Annotated in this window: 20 protein-coding genes; 5 read left to right on the top strand and 15 right to left on the bottom strand. The window is 67.3% G+C overall.

The features are described from left to right. Positions 1-87: 87 nt before the first annotated feature. From N7573_RS13820 to N7573_RS13750, 15 genes are all read right to left on the bottom strand, one after another. Complete coding sequence (locus N7573_RS13820; protein WP_049463623.1) at positions 88-1,263, bottom strand: substrate-binding domain-containing protein; 1,176 nt, start codon at positions 1,261-1,263, stop codon at positions 88-90. Positions 1,264-1,663: 400 nt separating this feature from the next. After that, positions 1,664-2,839 carry a substrate-binding domain-containing protein gene (locus N7573_RS13815; RefSeq protein WP_049463074.1) on the bottom strand — a complete coding sequence of 392 codons (1,176 nt, stop codon included), beginning with the start codon at positions 2,837-2,839 and terminating at the stop codon, positions 1,664-1,666. 271 nt (positions 2,840-3,110) lie between these two features. Next, a complete protein-coding gene (gene gspF / locus N7573_RS13810; RefSeq protein ID WP_049463073.1) occupies positions 3,111-4,310 on the bottom strand; it encodes a type II secretion system inner membrane protein GspF in 1,200 nt (399 codons plus the stop codon). 7 nt (positions 4,311-4,317) lie between these two features. Beyond that, positions 4,318-5,751, bottom strand: a complete 1,434-nt coding sequence (gene gspE / locus N7573_RS13805) for a type II secretion system ATPase GspE (RefSeq protein ID WP_049422991.1) — start codon at positions 5,749-5,751, stop codon at positions 4,318-4,320. Further along, positions 5,748-8,129, bottom strand: a complete 2,382-nt coding sequence (gspD, locus tag N7573_RS13800; RefSeq protein WP_279913373.1) for a type II secretion system secretin GspD — start codon at positions 8,127-8,129, stop codon at positions 5,748-5,750. The genes gspE and gspD overlap by 4 nt, the downstream gene beginning before the upstream one ends. Beyond that, a complete protein-coding gene (gspM, locus tag N7573_RS13795) occupies positions 8,126-8,653 on the bottom strand; it encodes a type II secretion system protein GspM (RefSeq protein ID WP_279913374.1) in 528 nt (175 codons plus the stop codon). The genes gspD and gspM overlap by 4 nt, the downstream gene beginning before the upstream one ends. Then, a complete protein-coding gene (gene gspL, locus N7573_RS13790) occupies positions 8,650-9,813 on the bottom strand; it encodes a type II secretion system protein GspL (RefSeq protein ID WP_279913375.1) in 1,164 nt (387 codons plus the stop codon). Before gspL ends, gspM begins: the two co-directional genes overlap by 4 nt. Beyond that, entirely contained in the window at positions 9,810-10,715 is a 906-nt protein-coding gene (gene gspK, locus N7573_RS13785) for a type II secretion system minor pseudopilin GspK (RefSeq protein ID WP_279913376.1), read from the bottom strand. Before gspK ends, gspL begins: the two co-directional genes overlap by 4 nt. Positions 10,716-10,724: 9 nt before the next feature. Next, positions 10,725-11,162 (bottom strand): type II secretion system major pseudopilin GspG, encoded by a 438-nt coding sequence (gene gspG, locus N7573_RS13780; protein WP_106468221.1) that lies wholly within the window; start codon positions 11,160-11,162, stop codon positions 10,725-10,727. A 57-nt stretch (positions 11,163-11,219) separates the two neighbouring features. Further along, on the bottom strand, positions 11,220-11,804 hold the full coding sequence (locus N7573_RS13775) for a hypothetical protein (RefSeq protein WP_106468222.1): 585 nt from the start codon (positions 11,802-11,804) through the stop codon (positions 11,220-11,222). Positions 11,805-11,924: 120 nt separating this feature from the next. Further along, positions 11,925-12,476: a hypothetical protein gene (locus N7573_RS13770; protein WP_279913377.1), complete on the bottom strand. Its 552-nt coding sequence runs from the start codon at positions 12,474-12,476 to the stop codon at positions 11,925-11,927. Between the two features lie 58 nt (positions 12,477-12,534). Then, entirely contained in the window at positions 12,535-13,515 is a 981-nt protein-coding gene (locus tag N7573_RS13765; RefSeq protein ID WP_279913378.1) for a DUF4880 domain-containing protein, read from the bottom strand. Positions 13,516-13,584: 69 nt separating this feature from the next. Continuing rightward, entirely contained in the window at positions 13,585-14,115 is a 531-nt protein-coding gene (locus N7573_RS13760) for a sigma-70 family RNA polymerase sigma factor (RefSeq protein ID WP_032128154.1), read from the bottom strand. Between the two features lie 16 nt (positions 14,116-14,131). Beyond that, complete coding sequence (locus tag N7573_RS13755; protein WP_343238951.1) at positions 14,132-14,812, bottom strand: STN domain-containing protein; 681 nt, start codon at positions 14,810-14,812, stop codon at positions 14,132-14,134. 479 nt (positions 14,813-15,291) lie between these two features. Then, entirely contained in the window at positions 15,292-15,756 is a 465-nt protein-coding gene (locus tag N7573_RS13750; protein ID WP_005413654.1) for an Lrp/AsnC family transcriptional regulator, read from the bottom strand. Positions 15,757-15,883: 127 nt separating this feature from the next. Between N7573_RS13750 and N7573_RS13745 the strand changes: the two genes are divergently transcribed. The 5 genes from N7573_RS13745 (at position 15,884) to N7573_RS13725 (ending at position 20,162) form a co-directional block, all read left to right on the top strand. Next, positions 15,884-16,615: an AzlC family ABC transporter permease gene (locus N7573_RS13745; RefSeq protein ID WP_014037422.1), complete on the top strand. Its 732-nt coding sequence runs from the start codon at positions 15,884-15,886 to the stop codon at positions 16,613-16,615. Then, on the top strand, positions 16,612-16,926 hold the full coding sequence (locus tag N7573_RS13740; RefSeq protein ID WP_032128129.1) for an AzlD family protein: 315 nt from the start codon (positions 16,612-16,614) through the stop codon (positions 16,924-16,926). The genes N7573_RS13745 and N7573_RS13740 overlap by 4 nt, the downstream gene beginning before the upstream one ends. A gap of 671 nt (positions 16,927-17,597) precedes the next feature. After that, on the top strand, positions 17,598-18,071 hold the full coding sequence (locus N7573_RS13735; RefSeq protein WP_257472282.1) for a hypothetical protein: 474 nt from the start codon (positions 17,598-17,600) through the stop codon (positions 18,069-18,071). A gap of 136 nt (positions 18,072-18,207) precedes the next feature. Then, positions 18,208-18,636: a PAS sensor domain-containing protein gene (locus N7573_RS13730; RefSeq protein WP_005409905.1), complete on the top strand. Its 429-nt coding sequence runs from the start codon at positions 18,208-18,210 to the stop codon at positions 18,634-18,636. After that, complete coding sequence (locus N7573_RS13725; protein ID WP_279913896.1) at positions 18,633-20,162, top strand: sulfite reductase flavoprotein subunit alpha; 1,530 nt, start codon at positions 18,633-18,635, stop codon at positions 20,160-20,162. Before N7573_RS13730 ends, N7573_RS13725 begins: the two co-directional genes overlap by 4 nt. Positions 20,163-20,166: the final 4 nt, after the last annotated feature.

Genomic DNA, 20,166 nt, shown 5'->3' with positions numbered 1-20,166 from the left:
CTGCGGCGGCGGGCACCGTCGCGGAAATGGCGACGCCGGCCCAGGGGGCCGGCGTCGGGTCAAACAGAGTTCAACCGGTGTTGCGGATTACAGCGGACGGCCGATGCCCGAGCAGGTGCTCGGATTGTTCAGGCCGGCTGTGCTGCTGGCCAGCACGAAACGGTTGCGGATCGCATCGCGCCACATCTTGGGCAACGGGGCGAAGCCATGGCCGGTGATCGATGCCTCGTAGGCTGCCGGGTAGGCCGCCGAATAGTGGCGAGCCAGGAAACCCCTCAGCTTATTGGCAACCGTCTGATCCTTGTAGCACTGACCAATCAAGAGGTACGTGTAGCCGATGATGGGGTAGATGACTGAAGGATTGCCCATGTAGGGAGCCCAGTTGGCAGGGTCCTGAGCAGCGATGCCGGACGGAGGATCGAAAACAGTCAGGATGAATTCCCATTGCGCCCGATCCGGCGAGAAGCCTCTGACCTTTGCGACCTTGGTCGCATCGGTCAGGCTCGGGATCACGTCCGGCCCGGCGTAGCCGATACGGCCTTCAAACGCGTAGACAGCGTTGTACAGCGAGGTGTCCCCGGTGGCCGGGGCGGCCACCAGGAACCCCGGCAGGCTGCCGTTGGCATCGCGCTTGTAAAGGTCGGCGAAGGTCGACTTGATGGCGAACGTGCCGCCCACCAGGTTCGAGGTCTCAGCCCGCTCACGGGCGCAGTTAGTGGCAAGGAATCGGGTGAGAATCTCGCTGGTTCCGCTGCTTTCCGGCCGGTACACGACCTGGATCGGGCCGCTGCGGTCGGTGTCGATGGTCGACCAGTCGCTGATCGCACCCGAGAACACGCCGCAGATCTGCGCCACGCTCAGGTCCACCGCCGAACCGGCCTTGTTGAACGGGATGGTGACCGAGGTGGCCACCGACGGCACCTGGATCAGCGCGCCGTAGCGGTTGGCGTTGGTCGGCCGGTTGAAGTTGGTGGTGTAGGTACTCAGCTCGGCGCTGCTCAGCACCGAATCGCTGCCAGCGAAATGGACGGTGCCGGTGGTCGAGAACAGCGCCGAATTGTTTTCCAGAAACGCCTTCTTGCCGGTACCCGATCCGGTCACGGCGTAGCTGAAGTTCGCCGGCAGGATGCTGTCGGCCGAACCCTTGTAGAGGTCGGCGGGCAGCGAGGCACCGCCGCCGGTAACGGTCTGCGCCGAGGCGGCGCCCACGGTAGCGAGCAGCATGGTGGCAACCAGCGCGGCGAGAGTCTTGTACTTGTACATGATCTTCTCCTGAAGGGTTTACTGCGAAGGGAAACGCCAAGGGAGGTACCGTTACTGCACGCCTACTGTCATCTCCCAGCCCGCTGCATGAGGACACGTCCATCCTCATTCGTGCCTACGCGAGCTCTGCAGCGCAGCCCCGTGTTGCCGGACCACCAACCGCAGCTGGAGGCGTCCGACGTCGTGCATTCGCCTGATGCGAGTGACCGCGCACTGGACCGCACCGGCGGCGGTGATCGGAGACACGCGCAACGCATGCCCTGCCACTGATAGACGGTTCGCGTGACATGAAGCCGACAGCGTGCAGCGGACCATGACGTTGCACGCCGCACGGCGGAAATGGCGACGCCGGCCATAGGGGCCGGCGCCGGGTCAAGCTGGGTTCACGCGGTGCTGCGGATTACAGCGGTCGGCCGATGCCCGAGCAGGTGCTCGGATTGTTCAGGCCGGCCGCGCTGCTGGCCAGCACGAAGCGGTTGCGGATCGCATCGCGCCAGGCCTTGGTCAGCGGGATGAAACCATGGCCGGTGATCGACGCCTCGTAGGCCGCCGGGTAGGTCGCCGGATAGTGACGGGCCAGGAAGCCGCGCAGGCTGGTGGCAACCGCCGAATCCTTGTAGCACTGGCCGATCACCAGGTTGGTGTAGCCGGCAATCGGATAGCCGGCCGACGGGTTGCCGAACACCGGCACCCAGTTGGCGGGGTTCTCGGCAGCGGTGCCGGTCGGCGGAGCGACAGTATCCAGGGTGGCCTGCACGCTCACCTGGTCAGGCGAGAAGCCCTTGACCTTGGCAACCTTGGTCGCATCGGTCAGGCTCGGGATCACGTCCGGGCCGACGTAGCCGATGCGGCCATCCGCCGCATAGACAGCGTTGTACAGCGAGGTGCCGCCCGTGGCCGGCGCGGCAACCAGGAAGGCCGGCAGATTGTTGTTGGCATCGCGCTTGTACAGGTCGGCGAAGGTCGACTTCACGGCGAACGTGCCGCCGACCAGGTTCGAGGTCGCAGCCGGCTCGGCGGCGCAGGCGGCAGCCAGGAAGCGGGTGAACATTTCGCTGGTTCCGCTGCTCTCGGTGCGGTAGACCACACGGATCGGACCGCTGCGGTTGGCGTCGATGGTCGACCAGTCGCTGATCGCGCCCGAGAACACGCCGCAGATCTGCGCCACGCTCAGGTTGACGGCCGAACCCGGCTTGTTGAACGGGATGGTCACCGAGGTGGCCACCGACGGCACCTGGATCAGCGCGCCGTAGCGGTTGGCATTGGTCGACTGGTTGTAGTTGGTGGTGTAGGTGCTCAGTTCGGTCGCGCTCAGCACCGAGTCGCTGCCAGCGAAATGGACGGTGCCGGTGGTCGAGAACAGCGCCGAATTGTTCTCCAGGAACGCCTTCTTGCCGGTGCCCGAACCGGTCACGGCGTAGCTGAAGTTGGCCGGCAGGATGCTGTCAGCCTGGCCCTTGTAGAGGTCGGCCGGCAGCGATGCACCGCCGCCGGTAACGGTCTGCGCCGACGCGGCGCCCACGGTAGCGAGCAGCGCGGTGGCAACCAGCGCGGCCAGGGTCTTGTACTTGGTCATGATCTTCTCCTGAAGGGTTTACTGCGAAGGGAAACGCCAAGGGAGGAACGGTCATTGCACGCATGCTGTCGCCAGGGGCCTCCCAGCCCGCTCTGCGACGACGTGACTATGCTGGTCCGTGCCGATGACAGGCCGCTTAAGAAACCTGTGGAAGATCGAAAAAAGGTGTGGAGGATTGTGTGGAGAAATCCAGGCACCAGTAGATCCACGCCATGCGTGGATGTGCCGCCCATGTCGCGCGTCGGTTGATCCATCCACGCATGGCGTGGATCTACTGCACCAGCTGATTCATTTCCATGATCGGCATCAGCACGGCCAGCACGATGGTCAGCACCACGCCGCCCATCACCAGGATCATGGTCGGCTCCAGCAACGCGGTCAGTGCCATCGCGCGGCGCTCGATCTCGCGCGAGATCGTCTGTGCCGCGCGATCCAGCAGTGGCGCCAATGCGCCGGTCTTCTCGCCACTGGCTACCAGATGCACGAGAATCGGCGGATACACCTTCTGCACCTTCAGCGCAGAGCCAAGCGCGGCACCTTCGCGTACGCGCGCGGACACGTCATCAGCGCAACGCGCCAGCAGCGCATTGCCAAGCGTCTGCCGCGCCGCTTCCAGTGCACGCAGCAGCGGCACGCCGGCATCCAGCAGGATCGCTAGGGTCGAGGCAAAGCGCGCACTGTTCACACCCAGTACGAAACGACCGACCATCGGCACCCGCAGCAACATCGCGTCCCAGCGCAGGCGCAGCTCGGGCCTGCGCAGAGCCAACCGCCATGCCACCACCAACGCAGCGATGCCGAGCCCCGCCCACACTCCCCAGATGCGAACGAATGCACTGGCCGCCAGCATCACCTGGGTCAGCATCGGCAGCGTCTGCCGTGCCTGCACGAACGCGGTCACCACCTGCGGCACTACGTAGCTGAGCAGGAAGATCACGATCGCCACCGACACCAGGCTGATTGCCGCTGGGTAGATGAAGGCGGTCAGTACTTTGGCCTGCAGCGCGTTGCGTTCTTCGATGTAGTCGGCAAGGCGCTCCATCACCCGCGCCAGGTCACCGGAGTCTTCACCTGCGCCCACCAGCGCCCGATAGATCGGCGGGAAATCGCGCGGCCGCGCGGCCAGCGCAACGGTCAGGCGCTGGCCGGCACGCACGTCGGCGCGTACGGCGGTGAGTGCCTGGGCCACATGCGGGCGCTCGGCCTGTTCGATCACCGCAGTCAATGCGGCTTCCAACGGCAGGCTCGCGGCCAGCAGGCTGGCCAGCTGGCGCGTGGCCCAGGCCAGCTCGCTGGCAGACAGCCGGCGGGCGCCCCAGCCACTGCCCGCACCGCGCGCCGCGCTGACCTGCACGGGTGTCAGCCCGCGACCGCGCAGCAGCTGGCGTGCGCCGCGCGGGCTGTCGGCGTCCAGCTGACCCTTCTCGATGCGGCCCTGCGCGTTGGCAGCCTGGTAGTCGAACAGTGCCATGCAGGCCTCAGTCGTCGCCGGTGACGCGCAGGATCTCTTCCAGCGTGGTCACCCCGCTGTCGACCCAACGCTGGCCGTCCTGGCGCAAGGTCCGCATGCCGGCACGCCGCGCAGCCTCGCGCAGCGCAGGTTCACCCTGCCCTTCATGGATCAGCGCACGCACGCGATCGTCGACCACGAACAGCTCGTGGATGCCGGTACGCCCCCGGTAGCCGCTGTTGGCACAGGCCGCGCAGCCCACCGCGCGCCACACGGTACGGCCCTCGCCGTCCACCTCGGCGCGCCGGCACTGCGTGCACAGCCGCCGCACCAGCCGCTGCGCCAGCACGCCGCGCAGCGACGAGGCCAGCAGGAACGGTTCCACGCCCATGTCGGCCAGGCGGGTCACCGCCGAGATCGCGTCGTTGGTGTGTAGGGACGCCAGCACGCCATGGCCGGTCAGCGACGACTGCACCGCAATCTGTGCGGTTTCCAGGTCGCGGATCTCACCGATCATGATGGTGTCCGGGTCCTGGCGCAGAATCGCGCGCAGCGCCGTGCCGAAGCTCATGCCGATACGCGCGTTGACCTGGATCTGGCCGATGCCGGCGAAGTCATACTCCACCGGGTCCTCCACGGTGAGGATGTTGCTGGTGCTGCTGTCGAGCTGGCCCAGCGCCGCATACAACGAGGTGGTCTTGCCGCTGCCGGTCGGGCCGGTGACCAGCACGATGCCGTGCGGCTGCCGGATCAATCCGGTGAACGTAGCCAGGGTGTCATCGGCCATGCCCAGGCGCTGCAGCTGCAGACGGCCGGCATCCTTCTCCAGCAGGCGCAGCACAGCACGCTCGCCATGCCCGGTCGGTACCGTGGAGACGCGGATATCCAGCGGCCGCCCCCCCACCCGGATCGCGATGCGCCCGTCCTGCGGCAGGCGCTTCTCGGCAATATCGAGGTGGGCCATGATCTTGATGCGCGACACCAGCGCCGCGTGCAGTGCGCGCCGCGGCTGCACCATGTCGCGCAGGGTGCCGTCCACGCGGTAACGCACCACCGAGTGGGTCTCGAATGGCTCGATGTGCAGGTCGCTGGCGCCATCGCGTGCGGCCTGTGCCAGCAGCGCGTTGATCATGCGGATCACCGGCGCATCGTCCTGCGCGTCCAGCAGGTCGGTGACTTCCGGCATGTCCTGCATCAGCCGGTCCAGATCGACTTCGCTTTCAGCGGCACCGACCACGGCAGCGGCATCGCCGCCGTCACGGTACTGCTCACCCAGCCGCTGCTGCCAGGTCGCGGCATCCAGTGCCTGGAACGGCAGCGGACCATGCCGTCGGCGCAGTTCGGCCACGGCCCACGCCGCGGTTTCGGCGGTACCCAGCAGCACCGACTCGCCGCCAACTTCGGACAGCATCACGCCGTGGCTGCGCACCCAGGCGTACGGCAGTGGCGCGGCGGTGCTCACGGCCCGATCACCAGTTCCGGCGTGTAGCCCAGCCCGCGCAGCTGCTGCAGCGCCGGATCCAGCGTCGCCGGGTCGCGCGGCAATCGCACCCGCAGGCGTTGCCCGCTCTCACCCGGCGTCGCTTCGGCATAGGCCTGCAGGCCCAGTGCCCGCACCTGCGCCACGCCCTGGCTGGCACGCGCGGGGTCCAACCCCTGCGCGAACTGCACCAGCTGCGCATCGCCGTCACCGGACGGGTACAGCGCCGCCAGGCTGCTGTTCTGCAGCGGCTGGCCCTGGCCATCGCGCGCATTGCCCTGGCCGAGTACAGACAGGTCCTGCGGCGGCAGTTGCGGTGCCGACAGCGCCGGCAAGGCCCAGCTCTGCACCGGTTGCGCGCCGGCCTGCGCGTTGCGCATGTAGTCGTAGCGGTCGCGGGTCAGGCGCTGGCCAGCGGCGGGGTCGCGCACCACGTGCGGCCGCAGGAACACCATCAGGTTGGTCTTGGAGCGCTTGCGCGTATCACTGCGGAACAGCGCCCCCAGCACCGGGATCTTTCCCAGCCCCGGCACCGCGTCACGACCGTGGCTGACGTTGTCCTCCAGCAGGCCACCCAGCACCATGATCTGGCCATCGTCCAGCAGCACGCTGGTATCCAGCGCTCGCTTGTTGGTGATGATGCCGGCCGTGCTGTTCGCGCTCTGCGCGTCGATGCTGCTGACTTCCTGGTAGATGTCCAGCTTCACCGTGCCGCCCTCGGAAATCTGCGGGCGGACCCGCAGCTTCAGGCCCACATCCTCGCGCACGATGGTCTGGAACGGGTTGTTGCTGCCGCCGCCACCGTCAGTCACGTAGCGACCGCTGACGAACGGCACGGTCTGGCCGACCATGATGCTGGCCGCCTCGTTGTCCAGCGTCATCAGGTTCGGCGTGGACAGGATGTTGGCACCACCCTTGCTCTGCAGTGCGTTGGCCAGCGCCTTCATGTTGAGGATCTGGCCGACACCGGGCAGATTGATGGTGCCGTCGATCACCCCGATCTTCAGACCGTCCTTGGGCAGCACGTCCAGGGTGGTGCGCGCGGCGGTGTTCAGGCCGCTGCCGCCGGTGACACCACCGAAATGGGTGCCGCCGAAGGTGCGGCCATTGCCCAGCATCCACTGCACGCCCAGTTCGGCCGCGTCGGTCTGGTTGACCTCCACGATGAGGCTTTCCACCAGCACCTGTGCACGGCGCTGGTCGAGCTGGTCGATCACCCGCCGAAGGTTGCGGTAGACCGGCTCCGGCGCCGAGATCAGCAGCGTGTTGGTGGCCACGTCGGCCTGCACCGAAATGCCGTTCTGGCTGAAGCCCGTGCTTCCGGCGTCGATCGGGTCGCGGCGGTTCGGGTCCAGCCGCTGCGATTCCAGCGCATTGCCACCGGTCTTGGCCTGCTGTGGCTGCGACGGCTGCGCGGGTGTGGAACGGTTTGCATCGCCGGGCAGTGGCGTGATGCCTTCGTTGCTGCCCATTGCCGGTGCATCGCTCTGCCCGGCCACCACGCCGCGCAGCACACCGGCGAGCTGGTTGGCCTGGGCATTGCGCAGGTAGACCACATGCAGGTTGCCGGACTCGTCCTGGGCACGGTCCAGCTTCTCCACCAACTGCCGCGCCAGGCGCGTTCGGCCCGGGCTGCTGGAGCGCAGCAGCACGCTGTTGCTGCGGGGGTCGGCCATCACCACCACCTTCTGGCTGGGCTCGGCGCCCTGCGCATCCAGCAACGGCGCGACCATCGCCGCTACGTCAACGGCAATGCCCTGCTGCAGCTTCACCACATCGGTGTCCATGCCGGCCGGTGTATCGACGCTGGCGATCACGCGCGCGATGCGCTCCAGGTTGTCGGCATAGTCGGTGATCACCAGGGTGTTGTTGCCCGGGTTGGCGGTGATCGGATTGTCCGGGCTGATCATCGGCCGCAGCACCGCCACCAGCGCAGCCGCGTTCTCGTAGCGCAGCGCGAAGGTACGCGTGGCGACCTCACCCCCTGCACCACCGGTGCCGACGCGCCCTCCCAACAGCTTGGCCTCGGCCTGCGGCACCACCCGGCTGACGCCGCCGTTCTCGACCACCGCGAAGCCACGCATGCGCAGCGCGCCCAGCAGCAACTGATAGGCCTGGGTATGGCTGACCGGGCCATCGGAAACCACCGTCATCTTGCCGGTCACCCGCGGATCGACCAGGAACTGGCGCCCGGTGAAGCGCGCCGCCATGCGCAGTACGCCGCCGATATCGGTATCCACCAGGTTCAACTGCACCGGCTCATCACGGGTGTCCTGCGCCAGCACTGGCGCCGGCACGTGGGCCATGCCCACGATCAGGGCCAACGCAGTGCTGCAGGCAAGGCTGCGCATCGCCCTCATGAATGGCCACCCGCAGTGAGTGCCACCACGATGTTTCCGGATATCCGTGCCGCCGGCATGTTCGCATCCCCTGTGCGTGTCAGTTGCAGCTGCTGCAGTTCGATGGCCGGATCGGCCAGCACGGGCAGCAGCCAGTTCCACAGCGCGTCAGCAGGTACAGCCTGCACCTGCAGGTGCCAACGCCCGTCGCGTGCTTCGATATGCAGTCCATCGGCGAGGCCGGCGGACTTGATTCCATTACGCAGCGCGGCCAGCGTCGGGCGCTGCCCCTGCGCCTGCTGCTGGCGCTCGCGCGCCCGCAGCAGTGGTGCCAGTACACGCGCCTGCGCCTGCAGCCGCGGCAGCTCTGCCTGCCAGTGCGTGCGCAGCTTGAGCAGCGGCTCCAGCCACAACATCCACAGACCCGCCGCCAGCAGCGCCACCACCATCACCCACAGCATCAGCCGGTCGCGCGGCGGCAGGCGCTGCCAGCGCTGCTGCAGGTCCGCCAGTTCCCCGCCCAGTAGCACGGTACGGGTCGTCACTGTCCAGCTCCACTCACCCGCAGGCGACCACCCGCTTCGCGCGCCAGCTGCAGGCCCTGCGCCTGCACTGCCTGCTGCCAGTGCTCAAATCGCTGGGGATCATCGGCCAATGCCCGGGCGTCGGCATCCAGCTCCATCTCCAGTTGCCCGGGTTGGTAATGCAGACTGCGCACCTGCCCCGCCAGCTCTGGAACCGCCTGCAGCGTGCCGGCTACCTGACGTAGCAGCGGCGGCAACGGCGGCGCCGGCAGTGGCACGGCGAGTGCTCGCCTTGCCTGCAACACCGGGTCCACCACGTCGGTGATCTCCGGGAAGCGTGCGCTGAACTGGCGCGCCATGTCCTGTTGCAGGGCCTCGCCCGCACTTCGCCACCGCGAGACCTGCAGCTGCAGACCGAGCGCGGCCAGCAGCATCGCCGTCAATGCCAGCCCGATCGCAAGCCGCGGCACTTTCTGGCCCGCGCCGGGCAGCGGCAATGACCAGCCTGGCAAGGGGCCAGAGGCCTGCCGTTCGTGGGTGACGGCGGTGGCCGGCAGGCTGTCCGGCCATGTCGGCGGCACATCGTCGATCCACTGCACGGCCTGCACACCGGCCTGTTGCAGGCGCAGGGCCAGCGCCTGCAGCACCGCACAGGCATCACGTCCGCCATACCATTGAACGAAACCCCGATCGCGCCCGCTGCGTACCAGCAGATGCTCGCCGCTGACCTGCAGCGTGGCATGGCCATCCTGCCAGGGCAGCAGCAGCGGCGTTGGATACAGTGCCTGCAGCCGCAGTGCACACGAAGCCAGCAACTGCTGTGCCTGCAGAAGCGCCTGCTGGCCCAACCAGGCCACAGGAACCGTGCCGTCCGCCGCCTGCGCACCGTGGGCCAGCGCCACCTCCTGCAGGTCATCCAGCAGCATCGCCTCCACCTCGCCCTGCAGCGCCGACTGCAGGCGGCGCCCGGACAGCGGGGGCAGCTGCAGTTCCAGCAGGATCAGGTCGTTCGGATCAAGGCAGGCATGCACCGCAGCCTGCGGATGCCGCAGGCCCAGCGCCGCCAGCGTGTCGCAACCGTGAGCCAGCACCTCGCCCTTGCGCAGCTGCGCCCAGTCCACCGCGCTGTCGGCGCGCAGACGCTCCAACGCCGGCAGGCGCACCCGAAGCTGCACGTTCATGCACCGATCCTCGTCCACACGCGTTGCACCCGCACGCCATCATCGCGGTACTCGCGCCAGAGCAACGCGCGAAAATCAACCGCGCTGCCGTCAGCCTGCACCTGGCCGACTGCCAGGAACCACTCGCTATGGATACCCAAGGGAAGCACCGCCATCTGTTCGTTGCTCAGTTGGAGTCGGTTGGCGATGTCGCCGCGGTTGAGCAGCCAATGGCCAGCGTCGCGCTCACCGAGCAGCGACTGCAGACGTGCCGGCTCGACCGCAGGCGTTACCGCCTGCAGAACGCGCAGGTCGCAGGTGTTGGCGTTGACCAGGGTCTGCGCCGGCAACACCACGGTGCGCCGCGCCAGCGCCTGCACCGCCACCGGATCGGCACCAGGCAGCGCCTGCACGATCAGTGATTCGCGCGGCAGCGGCGCCTGCGCCTGCATGTCGCCATCGCGCAGGCGCGCCTGGATGTGGTCCGCGGCGGATGCGCATGCGCCCTGGCCCAGCCCCTGCCCGGCACACAATGCGATGAACGCGCGCCGCGCCTCGGGGTCCGGCCTGCCCTGCGCCAGAAGGTTCCGCAGGTTGAACATCGACTGCGCATCGACCAGCTGCAGCTCCACCGGCAACGGCGTCTGCAGTGTCAGCGGACGCGCCCAGCGCCCGCTGCGCACCGTGGTCAGCTGCTCCTTTACATCCTCACGCAACTGCTGCGCCGCACGCTCCAGCGTTGCATCCACGGCCATGCGTACCTGTGCGCGCAGCTGGTCGCCACGCAGCGCACGCAACTGGGCCGACTGCCGGGTCAGCAGTGCAGTGGCAATCACCGCCACCAACGCCACCACCAGCAGGGCGACAATCACCGCCATGCCAAGTTGACGGGTGCACGGGACCGAACGCGTCCGGGCTGTCATCAGCACGCCTCACAGCTGCCAGGAGCCGATATCCGCGTTCCCGGCGTCGCCACCGGGCTTGCTGTCCGCACCCAGCGAGAACACATCGATGTCGCCATGGTTTCCTGGAATCTGATATTGGTACGGATGGCCCCATGGGTCATTCGGCAGGCGATCCAGATACGGCGTCACCGGCATCGCACCGCTGCCCTGCGGCGGCTTCACCAGCGCCTGCAGGCCCTGCTCGGCACTGGGATAGCGACCGTTGTCCAGCTTGAACAACTTCAGCGCCTGCATCAGCGCCGCGATGTCCTGGCGCGCCGCAACCACGCGCGCCTGGTCGGGACGGTCCATCAACCGCGGCACGATCAATGCGGCAAGGATGCCGATGATCACCACCACCACCATGATTTCGATCAGGCTGAAACCCTGCTGCCGAGCCCTGCGACCACGAACCTGCCTTGCCATTGTTCCGCCCTCGTCATCCTGGAAGAGACCGCTGCGCCATGGTCAGCGGTGCATGTGTCAGTACGATAAACATCCGCCGGAAATCCGCTGCGCGTGTGGCTGTGCAGGCGCAACACGTGCAGCCGGTGCACATGCTGACTCGAACAGATGCTGCGGCACGCTGGCCAGCGCATCGTCGATGCAGCCGCGCAGCAACGGGTGCGAGCAGGCCTGCAGCAGCCGAACGCACTGCATCGGCGACCACGCTGTTCCATGATCGAGGCCGATGAACATCCGATAGGCCTGGTGATAGCGCAGGTCGTCGTACACGCGCTGGGCACTGTTGAGATCACGCATGACCACCAGCAGGGCCGCGCGTTGCAGCGGCCGCGCATCGCCTGCATCAAGCGGCAGCGCGTTCATGGCCGCTTCGGGCCAGGGCCGCAGCTGCAGGTCGAGGGCTTTCCGCAGCGCCACCAGTGGGTGCGCACTACCATCCAGTGCCGCCCAGCGCGCCGCATCCGCCCAGGCGTCACTGGACAGCACCCAGACCCACGAATGCCCATAGCGCTGCACGTTCAATGGCGTATGCCGTGCCTGCTCCAATGACTGGCTCAGGTGACGATCCAGCTCCAGCATGCTGATCCTGCGACTGTCTGCCATCGGCGCCGCCCGTGCTCCGCGACGCATGGTGCGCCGTACTCTGGAGAAGACGTCAGCAAGGCAGGTGAAACGACAGCGCACATGCAGCTCTGTGCGCTGCGTGGCGCTTCATCGACAACGTCATCGCAGCGTCATCTGCCTGCAGGCTTCGCGCTCCAGTCGCGGTGCTTCGCCCCCGCAACGGCGCGCCAGTATCGCTACATCGCTGCGTGCGGCGAACGTTGCCAGCGCATTGGACATGTCCACGTCATCCAGCCATGAGGCCATCGCAACACGCAGCGCCGGCAGCTGCCAGCCATCCATCACGCCATGGGTGCCAGCCACGAACCAGTGCCAAAGACGATGATGCTGTACCTGCTCGTGCAGTTGCACGAGATCGTCGATACCGTGCATGCCCATCAGCAGCAGCACGCGCGCCATCGCCGCAGGCGGCAACGTGCCGGCCTCAGCGAGGGGCAGCGCCTGCTGCTGCAGGCGCAGCAGCATCGCCAGCGGGTGCGACTGCGGATCGAAATCCAGCAGCACCGCCTGTCGCTGCCACTGCGCATCGGACACCACGCACACCCATGGCGAGCCGTAGCGATGCACCATCAAGGGCCGTCGCTGCGTGGTTTCCAGCAACGCCGACAGGTTGCGGCGCAGATCCAGCACACCGATGGTCTCGTTGCGCATCCTTGGCGTCTCCTTGCTTGCAACAGCCCTGCACGGCGCGCACGGCCAGCGTCTTCATCTAACCAAGGACGGCAATGCCACCCGGAAAGCGACGCAGATCCAGCGACATCGTCAGTCGCAGCTGCTCCAGCGCCGCGTCCGGATCATCGATGCGGAAGCGGCCGCTGACCGGGGCCCGCGCCAATGCCGATTCGCCCAGCAGCACCTTGCCGCGGCGGTAGCGGTTGATTTCATCCACCACCTCGCGCAATGGAGCGCGGCGGAACACCAGCATGCCCTCGGTCCAGGCGCTCACTTCCGAGGCCAGGGCTTCGGCCACCACGCCACTGAGGCGCTCGTCGTATTGGGTCTGCTGGCCCGCCTGCAGCTGCAGGCGGCCCTGCGGGTGCTCGATGCGGGCGCTGCCCTGCAGGCAGGTCACCCGTACCTGGCCGTGGGTGTTGCGGACGTCCAGGCGCACCGCACCTTCATCGGCAATCACGCAGCCCGGCCCCGCGAACAGGGCGAGGCGCAGGCCTGCCTGGGTTTCGATCGCGGCCTGGCCCTGCACCAGCTCGAAGCCTTCGCCCTGCGTGTCCGAACGACGGCGCAGGCTGCTCTGCGTATCCAGTTCGATCTTCAGCAGCGGCAAGGGCGCGATCTGCAGTCGCTCACCGGTGCCGGTGTGGAAATCGGCCGCCATCGCCGTCACCGAGGGCCACAGCCCCAGCGGCGGGCGGATCGCCGCCACCACCACCAGGCTGGCCGGTGCGGCAATCGCGGCGCCCAGGAAGGCGCGCCGGCTCCAGCGCTGGGACGGCGTCGGCGCGACCGGCTGGCGCGCAGCGGCGGGCAGCTGTTCGCCTGCCAGGCGTACCTGCTCCCATTGCCGGCGCGCACGGCCGAATGCTTCGCGATGACGCGGATCAGCCTCGCACCACTCGCGGAACCTGCGCCCATCGGCGGCGGTGGCCTCGCCCGAGGTCAGCCGCACCACCCACGCGTGGGCCTGACGCTCGACGGCATCCAGCGGGCGTTGCGGGCGATCGTCAGGATCCATGGGGGCTCATGCCGGACCCGCACGCTGCGGGGTTCTGCTCGGCGTCAAAGTGTAGACGGATGCCGTCGCTCAGAACCGCACCTGACGCCCCTGTCCACTGCGCTCGGCCAGGTAGTCCTGGGCCGCTTTCAGCTCGCGCTGCACAAGCCGCAGCGACACGCCCAGCTGGTCGGCGACGTCGCGCTGCTGCAGGCCATCGACGCGGATCGCCAGCAGGATGCGGCGTCGGCGCTCGGGCATGCGCTGCAGCAGGCCGACCATGTCTTCCAGCGCGAAATCCAGTTCGGCCGCCTGCGCCGGGCCCGGTGCCGGGTCGGCCATCTCCATCAGCGTATCCACCTCTTCCAGGCTCAGCAGGCGGTGGTCGGCACGCTGGCGGTCGATCACCGTGTTCATCGCCATGCGCAGCAGGTAGGCCGCGGGGTTCTGCACCGCATCCAGGCGGTCACGGCGCGCACTCAGGCGCATCCAGGTGTCCTGCAGTGCATCCCCGGCCAGTTCTTCCGAGCCCAGCTTGCGTACCAGGCGGCGCTTCAGCTCGTCGTAGGCCCCCAGAAGGTGGTCCATCAGGTCAACTGCCCCAGCCGTACCGTTGCTCATGTTCGAATCCTTGAAGTCATGGAAGGGGCGCGCGCCGGCCACAGTCGTGGTCGGTGCCGGAAGGTCGGATCTGCAGCGTCACCGGCTGCGGCAGCGCGGCGGCATCGGGCGCCAGTACCAGGCCGTGCAGCGCGTGAAGCAGGCGCGCATCGCGGCGGGCACTTCCGCTACCCGACAGCAGCTCGGGCTGCTGCACCCGGCCTTCGCCGTCGACGCGGAAGCGCAGCGTTGCGGCATAGCGGCCGGGCGCGATCTCGGGGTCGTCACAGAACGCCGCACGCAGCCGCTGCTGCAGGCCGCCATAGCGTCGCCGACCCTCGGCATCCGGGAGCTCGGCGCCAATACCGGGTTCGGCTGCCGCGGGCGTGCCCCGGCGCAGCACCACGCGCTGCTCGCCGATCACCTCGGCCTCGATACCGGAATCCTGCAGCAGCATCTGCAAGGCAGGCAGCGGCGCAAGGCTGGCGCGCAGCGCATGGCTGCTACGGCCGGCGGCAAGATCGCCCGGGTACATCACCGACCACCCGCTGATGACACTGAAGCGCTCGACCGCCTGTTCCAGCGGCTGCGCAGGGATGTCGTAGGCATGAACACCGTCCTGCGCGGCAGCGGCAAAGGACAGCAGCAGCCATGCGGCGATGGCCACTTTCCAAGTTCTGACCGCATGGTGTCCATTCAGCCCCCTGACGTAGAACACATGACCCTCGGCAGCGACAGCAGCTGCAGTGGACGCGCGCCACGACCGGAACCCCGGCCCGCGCACGACCAGCAAGCGGGCTCAAACCGTACCGGGGGCACATGTCATTGCGATGACCGCCGCCCGCAGCCGGCGTGGAGCCAGGCCTCGTGAACCCAGTCACCCATCAGGCATCAATGAATCGAACAGACATGTCCATCTGCTCCCGGGGTCAGAGCCCGTTGCACAGCAACGGGATCCGACCCCAACAGGTCGCGGGGAACTGTCAGGCGCGGGGCGGTGTGGGCAGGCAGGACCGTTGGCGCCATGGATGGCGCCATCGAGCCCCCATGGATGGGTCTACGGCGTGTCCTGCCTGGCCACACCGCCACGCCGCCCTGGGAACATCGCCGTTGCGGTTGCTGTTGCTCCTGAGGTTGCCGGCCAGCGGCCGGCACTACCGCGGGTGCCCGGTGCAACCCGGCCGCAAACCCCATCCCTCAAAGCGGCAGCTGGGTGGTCTGCTTGATCCGCTGCATCGGGATCTCGGTCTTGGTGTTCTGCACCCCGGCAATCCGGTTCAGGTGCTGCATCTGGAACTGCCGGTAGGCATCAAGATCGGCCACCGCCACCCGCAGCAGGAAGTCGCAGTCACCCGCCATCAGATGGCATTCAAGCACTTCCGGGAAAGACTTGATGCTGTTGATGAAGTGGTTGGTGGTGTCCTCGTCCTGCCCGCGCAGCCAGACCCGCACGAACACCGTGAAGCCACGACCCACCTTCGCCTCATTCAGCAGGGCAACGTAGCGGTCGATGTAGCCGCCCTCCTCCAGCAGCCGCACCCGCCGCAGGCAGGCCGAGGGCGAAAGGCCCACCAGCCGGGCCAGCTCCAGGTTCTGCAGCCGTCCGTCACGCTGCAGGGCATCGAGGATGCGGCGATCGAGGTTGTCGAGCTGATACTGCACGGAATTTCACCTTTGGCGACCTTGGCCGCATGGAATCTCAATATTCCCGAATTGAATGGCATCAACGCAACCCGATTTCGCGATCGGACCGCTAGCATGGGCCACCCCCACCTCGTTGTGCCGTTCCATGGACGCCCGTACCACCCTCCCCTTGCCCGATACCTGCGATACCGCCCCGCGCGCCGAATTCCTGCGCGGCCTGCGCGCCGCCGTACCGGTGATGATCGGCTTCATTCCCTTCGCCCTGGTGCTCGGCGCCCAGGCCGCCCAGAAAGGCCTCAGCGCCCTGGAAGTGCCGCTGATGACCGGCCTCAACTTCGCCGGCGGCTCGGAGTTCGCCGCCGTCGAACTGTGGACCTCGCCGCCGCATATCGCGCTGATCGTGGCGATCACCGCGCTGGTCAACAGCCGCCACCTGCTGATGGGCGCCAGCCTGGCCCCGCTGCTGCAGCACCTGCCGCGCCGCCGCGTGCTGCCGGCGCTGTTCTTCATGTGCGACGAGAGCTGGGCGATGGGCGTGGCCGACGCGCGCCGCCGTGCGCTCGGCTTCAGCCTGGCCTATTACCTGGGCGTATCGGCAGGCCTGTACACGGTCTGGGTCGCCTGCACCGCGCTGGGCGCGATCGTTGGGCCGATGCTGGGCGACATCCACGCCTACGGCTTCGACATGGCCTTCCCGGCCGTGTTCCTGGTGCTGCTGCGCGGCATGTGGCAGGGCATGAAAGCAGCGCGTCCGTGGCTGGTCAGCCTGGTGGTGGCCGCGGCCACCTACCTGCTGGTTCCCGGCGCCTGGTACGTGGCCAGCGGCGCGCTGGCCGGCCTGGCCGCAGCCTGGCTGCTGGCGGAGGACGCGGCATGATCTTCAACGGACTGATCCACTGGACCTCGGTGCTGACCATCGTGCTGATGGCCGCTGCCACCTACCTGACCCGCATCATCGGCTTCCTCGCACTGCGCAACCGCACACTGAGCAAGCGCGCAGTGACGGTGATGGAAGCCGCACCCGGCTGCGTGCTGATCTCGGTGATCGCGCCCGACTTCGTCGCCGACAAGCCCGCCGACCTCGCCGCGCTGGCGATCACCCTGCTGGCCGCCACGCGGTTGTCGATGCTGCCGACCGTGCTGATCGGCGTGGTATCGGCCGGTGTGTTGCGCTATCTGATGGGCTGACGCACGCGCGAGGTCCCCACGCGGTGTGATTGGCGGCGCGACGGTCGCTATCAGCTCGACCTGCACATTTGCGTGCCGCCTCAAACGTGGCCCGGAGCCACCTACTGGAGGTTTTTGAAAAAATTCCGATTGCCTGATCGAGCCTGAGCCGGTACGGATCGACTGCCGAATCAGCGGGTTGAGCTGATCGATCAATCGACGTCCAACGTGGAGAGTACCAATGAGCAATCTGCGAGTTGTCGTGGCAGCAATCGGTATCACCCTCACATCTACTCGCGGGCTGCCCCTCTGAAGCTGCGCCGTCAGTCCAGGCGTGCCCAACCGGGCCTCCCCCTCGGGCTCTATGCTGGGCTGGCGGCAATCCTTCTGGCCACAAGTGCGTGCCAATCCATCCAGCTGCCTCCCCGAAACCTGGTCAGTACCGATGGAGGGTATGCCACCCTGCTGCGAGGCCCTTCCTCACATCTGAAGATCAGCACAGTGTCGATGCTTCCCGGCCCGGAAAGCTCGGAGTTCCCAATCGGTCCATCGAGTGCAGGTGGTCATCCGTCGCAACTCGAGTTCTCTGGGCAGATCGAGCGCTTTCGGCCATGCAGGCGTCACGGCTCTGCGAGGCCGCCGCACGATCCGCTGGACTGCCGCTCCAGGCCAATGGGCAGGAACGGACGCCTATGCGCTATCAGTTGACGATCGTAAGTGACGGAGGCGGCATCTGGCGACAGCTGCCAGGACCAGAGCCGCAGGGTCAGATGGTCAGCTTCTGGTTTCCCTCCGGTCCCGACACCGACTCGCTGCGCAGGCGCGTGATCGCCACCACCGCCCATGAGTTCCAGCATATCGCCACCGCATTGGCAGGACAGCCTCGGCGCGGCGCGCAGCGCGAACCAGACGCCTATCTGGCAGGCGCATGTGCCCAGCTGATGATCGAAGGCGCCGTTGCACGTACGGATCTGCCTGGCGGACACGATCCGCGAGCTGATCCGTTTCTGCCATCGGCAGCCAGGCGCTCCGCGCATGCAGGCAGTACGACCGGGGGAGCGCTGCTGCGGTTCTTCGGTGACGCGGACACCTTGCACATCAATGAGGGAGGCCGCCACCTGATGCGGCATTGCCACGAGACGATCGGCTTTCCCCTGCAGCAGTGAACGCGCCCTGCGACACCCAGTCGCAGCCGATCCCGCCACCCACTTGATCAATGTCAAACCGCCCGCCGCCGTGCGGGCGTATTTCTATGCAGGACCCGAACACGCCGGCGTTACCGGCATCCACAAGGACCCTGCGATGAGCTACACCCCCGACAACGCCCAGCTGCTGAATGCCATGCAGAACGTCATGGTGATCTCCACCACCGACCTGCAGGGCAACATCACCTACGCCAATGACCTGTTCTGCACGCTCACCGGCTTCGCCCGCGAGGAGCTGATCGGCCAGCCGCACAGCATCGTGCGCCATCCGGATGTGCCCAAGGCGGTCTACAAGGACATGTGGGACACCATCAAGGCCGGCAAGACCTGGACCGGCATCGTTCCCAACCTTGGCAAGGGTGGCGTGCTCTACGTGGTCGACACCACCGTGCAACCGCTGTTCGACGCCGACGGCAACATCACCTCGTACATCAGCATCCGCCGCGTGGTGAACGACCTGATGCAGAACTACGACCTGGTCGAGTTCAGCAAGGAAAAGTTCGACGACTTCTACGAGGCCGCGTGAACGCCCTCCCGACCAGTACGCCCTTCAGCCGCCTGCTGGTGGGTTTCGCGTCCGAGTCGGGCAATGCCCGCGCCCTGGCCCAGCGCCTGGGCGCGGACCTGCAGCCGCACAGGCCGCAGGTGCTTCCGTTCAACGATATCGACGTGGCCAGTCTCGGCCAAGGCGATGTACTGCTGGCGATTTCCAGTTCCTTCGGTGACGGCGAACCGCCAGCCAACGGCGAGCAGTTCTTCGAAACACTGCGCCAGACCCCGACGCTGAGCGGCCTGCGCTATGCAGTATTCGGCCTTGGTGACACCGGCTACCCCAGTTTCTGCGGCTTCACCAAGGCGCTGGATGCCGCGCTGAGCGAGCGCCAGGCGCAGCCGCTGATGCACCGGGTGGACGCCGACCTGGGCTACGAGCAGTTCTTCCAGCAATGGCAGCCGGTGCTGGGCCAGGTGCTGGACGGCGACGTGAGCGCTGGCCAGGACCTGCGCCTGCAGGTCACCGCCTATGGCGAAGACAATGCCTTTGCCGCGCGCCTTCTCGAACGCCGCCGCTTGAACAGCAGCAACCCGGCCGCCTGGCACCTGCAGCTGGATATCGCCGGCAGTGGCATGGTGTATCGCGCCGGTGACACCCTGCACGTGGTCCCGGAGAACGACCCCGTGTTGCTGCAGGCGCTGGCTACCTGGTACGGCGACGCCAGTGCCGTCGCCACCCTGCATGACCGCGAGCTGCGCCTGCTGAGCAAGGGCGTGCTGCGCGAACTGGCCAGGCTCGGTGGCAGCGAGGTGCTGAAGGGCCTGTTGAAGGTCAGCCAGAAGCGCGAGCTGGACGCCTACCTGCACGGGCTGGACCTGCTGGACGTGCTGCAGGACCACGCCACGCCGGACAGCGTGCCGCTGGCCCGACTACGCGAACTGCTGTCACCGCGACTGCCGCGCGCCTATTCGATCGCCTCCCACCCCTGCGACGACCAGCTGAGCCTGTGCGTGCGCGAAGTGCGCTACACCCTGCGCGGCCGCGAGCGCTTCGGCACTGCCACCGGCAGCCTGCTGCACGGCGGCGAGCATGCCCGTGTGTACTGCCGCTCCAATCCCGGCTTCCACCTGCCCGATACCGGCGAGGCGCCGCTGCTGCTGGTCGGTACCGGCACCGGTATCGCGCCGTTGATGGGCCTGATGCAGGAGCTTCAGGCCAACGCCTGCCAACGCGAAGTGCACCTGGTGTTCGGCGAGAAGCACAGCCAGCACGATTACCTGTATCGCGAGCAGCTGCAGGACTGGCACACGCGTGGCGTGCTGGCCGGCCTGCATACCGCGTTCTCGCGCGATGGCGCCGAAAAGGTCTATGTGCAGCATGTGCTGCAGCAGCGCGGCGATGAAGTGCGCGACGTGCTGGCCCGCGGCGGGCATCTTTACCTGTGCGGCAACAAGCGCCATCTGGAAGGCGCGGTGCGCGAGGCCATCGATGCCATCGTTGGCGAAGGGCACTGGGACACATTGCGTAGTGAAGGCCGCACTCACTGCGAGCTGTATTGATCCA

The sequence above is a fragment of the Stenotrophomonas sp. GD04054 genome, from assembly GCF_029836955.1.
Taxonomy (GTDB): Bacteria; Pseudomonadota; Gammaproteobacteria; order Xanthomonadales; family Xanthomonadaceae; genus Stenotrophomonas; species Stenotrophomonas maltophilia_A.
Note: the sequence above shows the minus strand (reverse complement) of the source record. Positions and strands in the feature narration are given on the sequence as shown.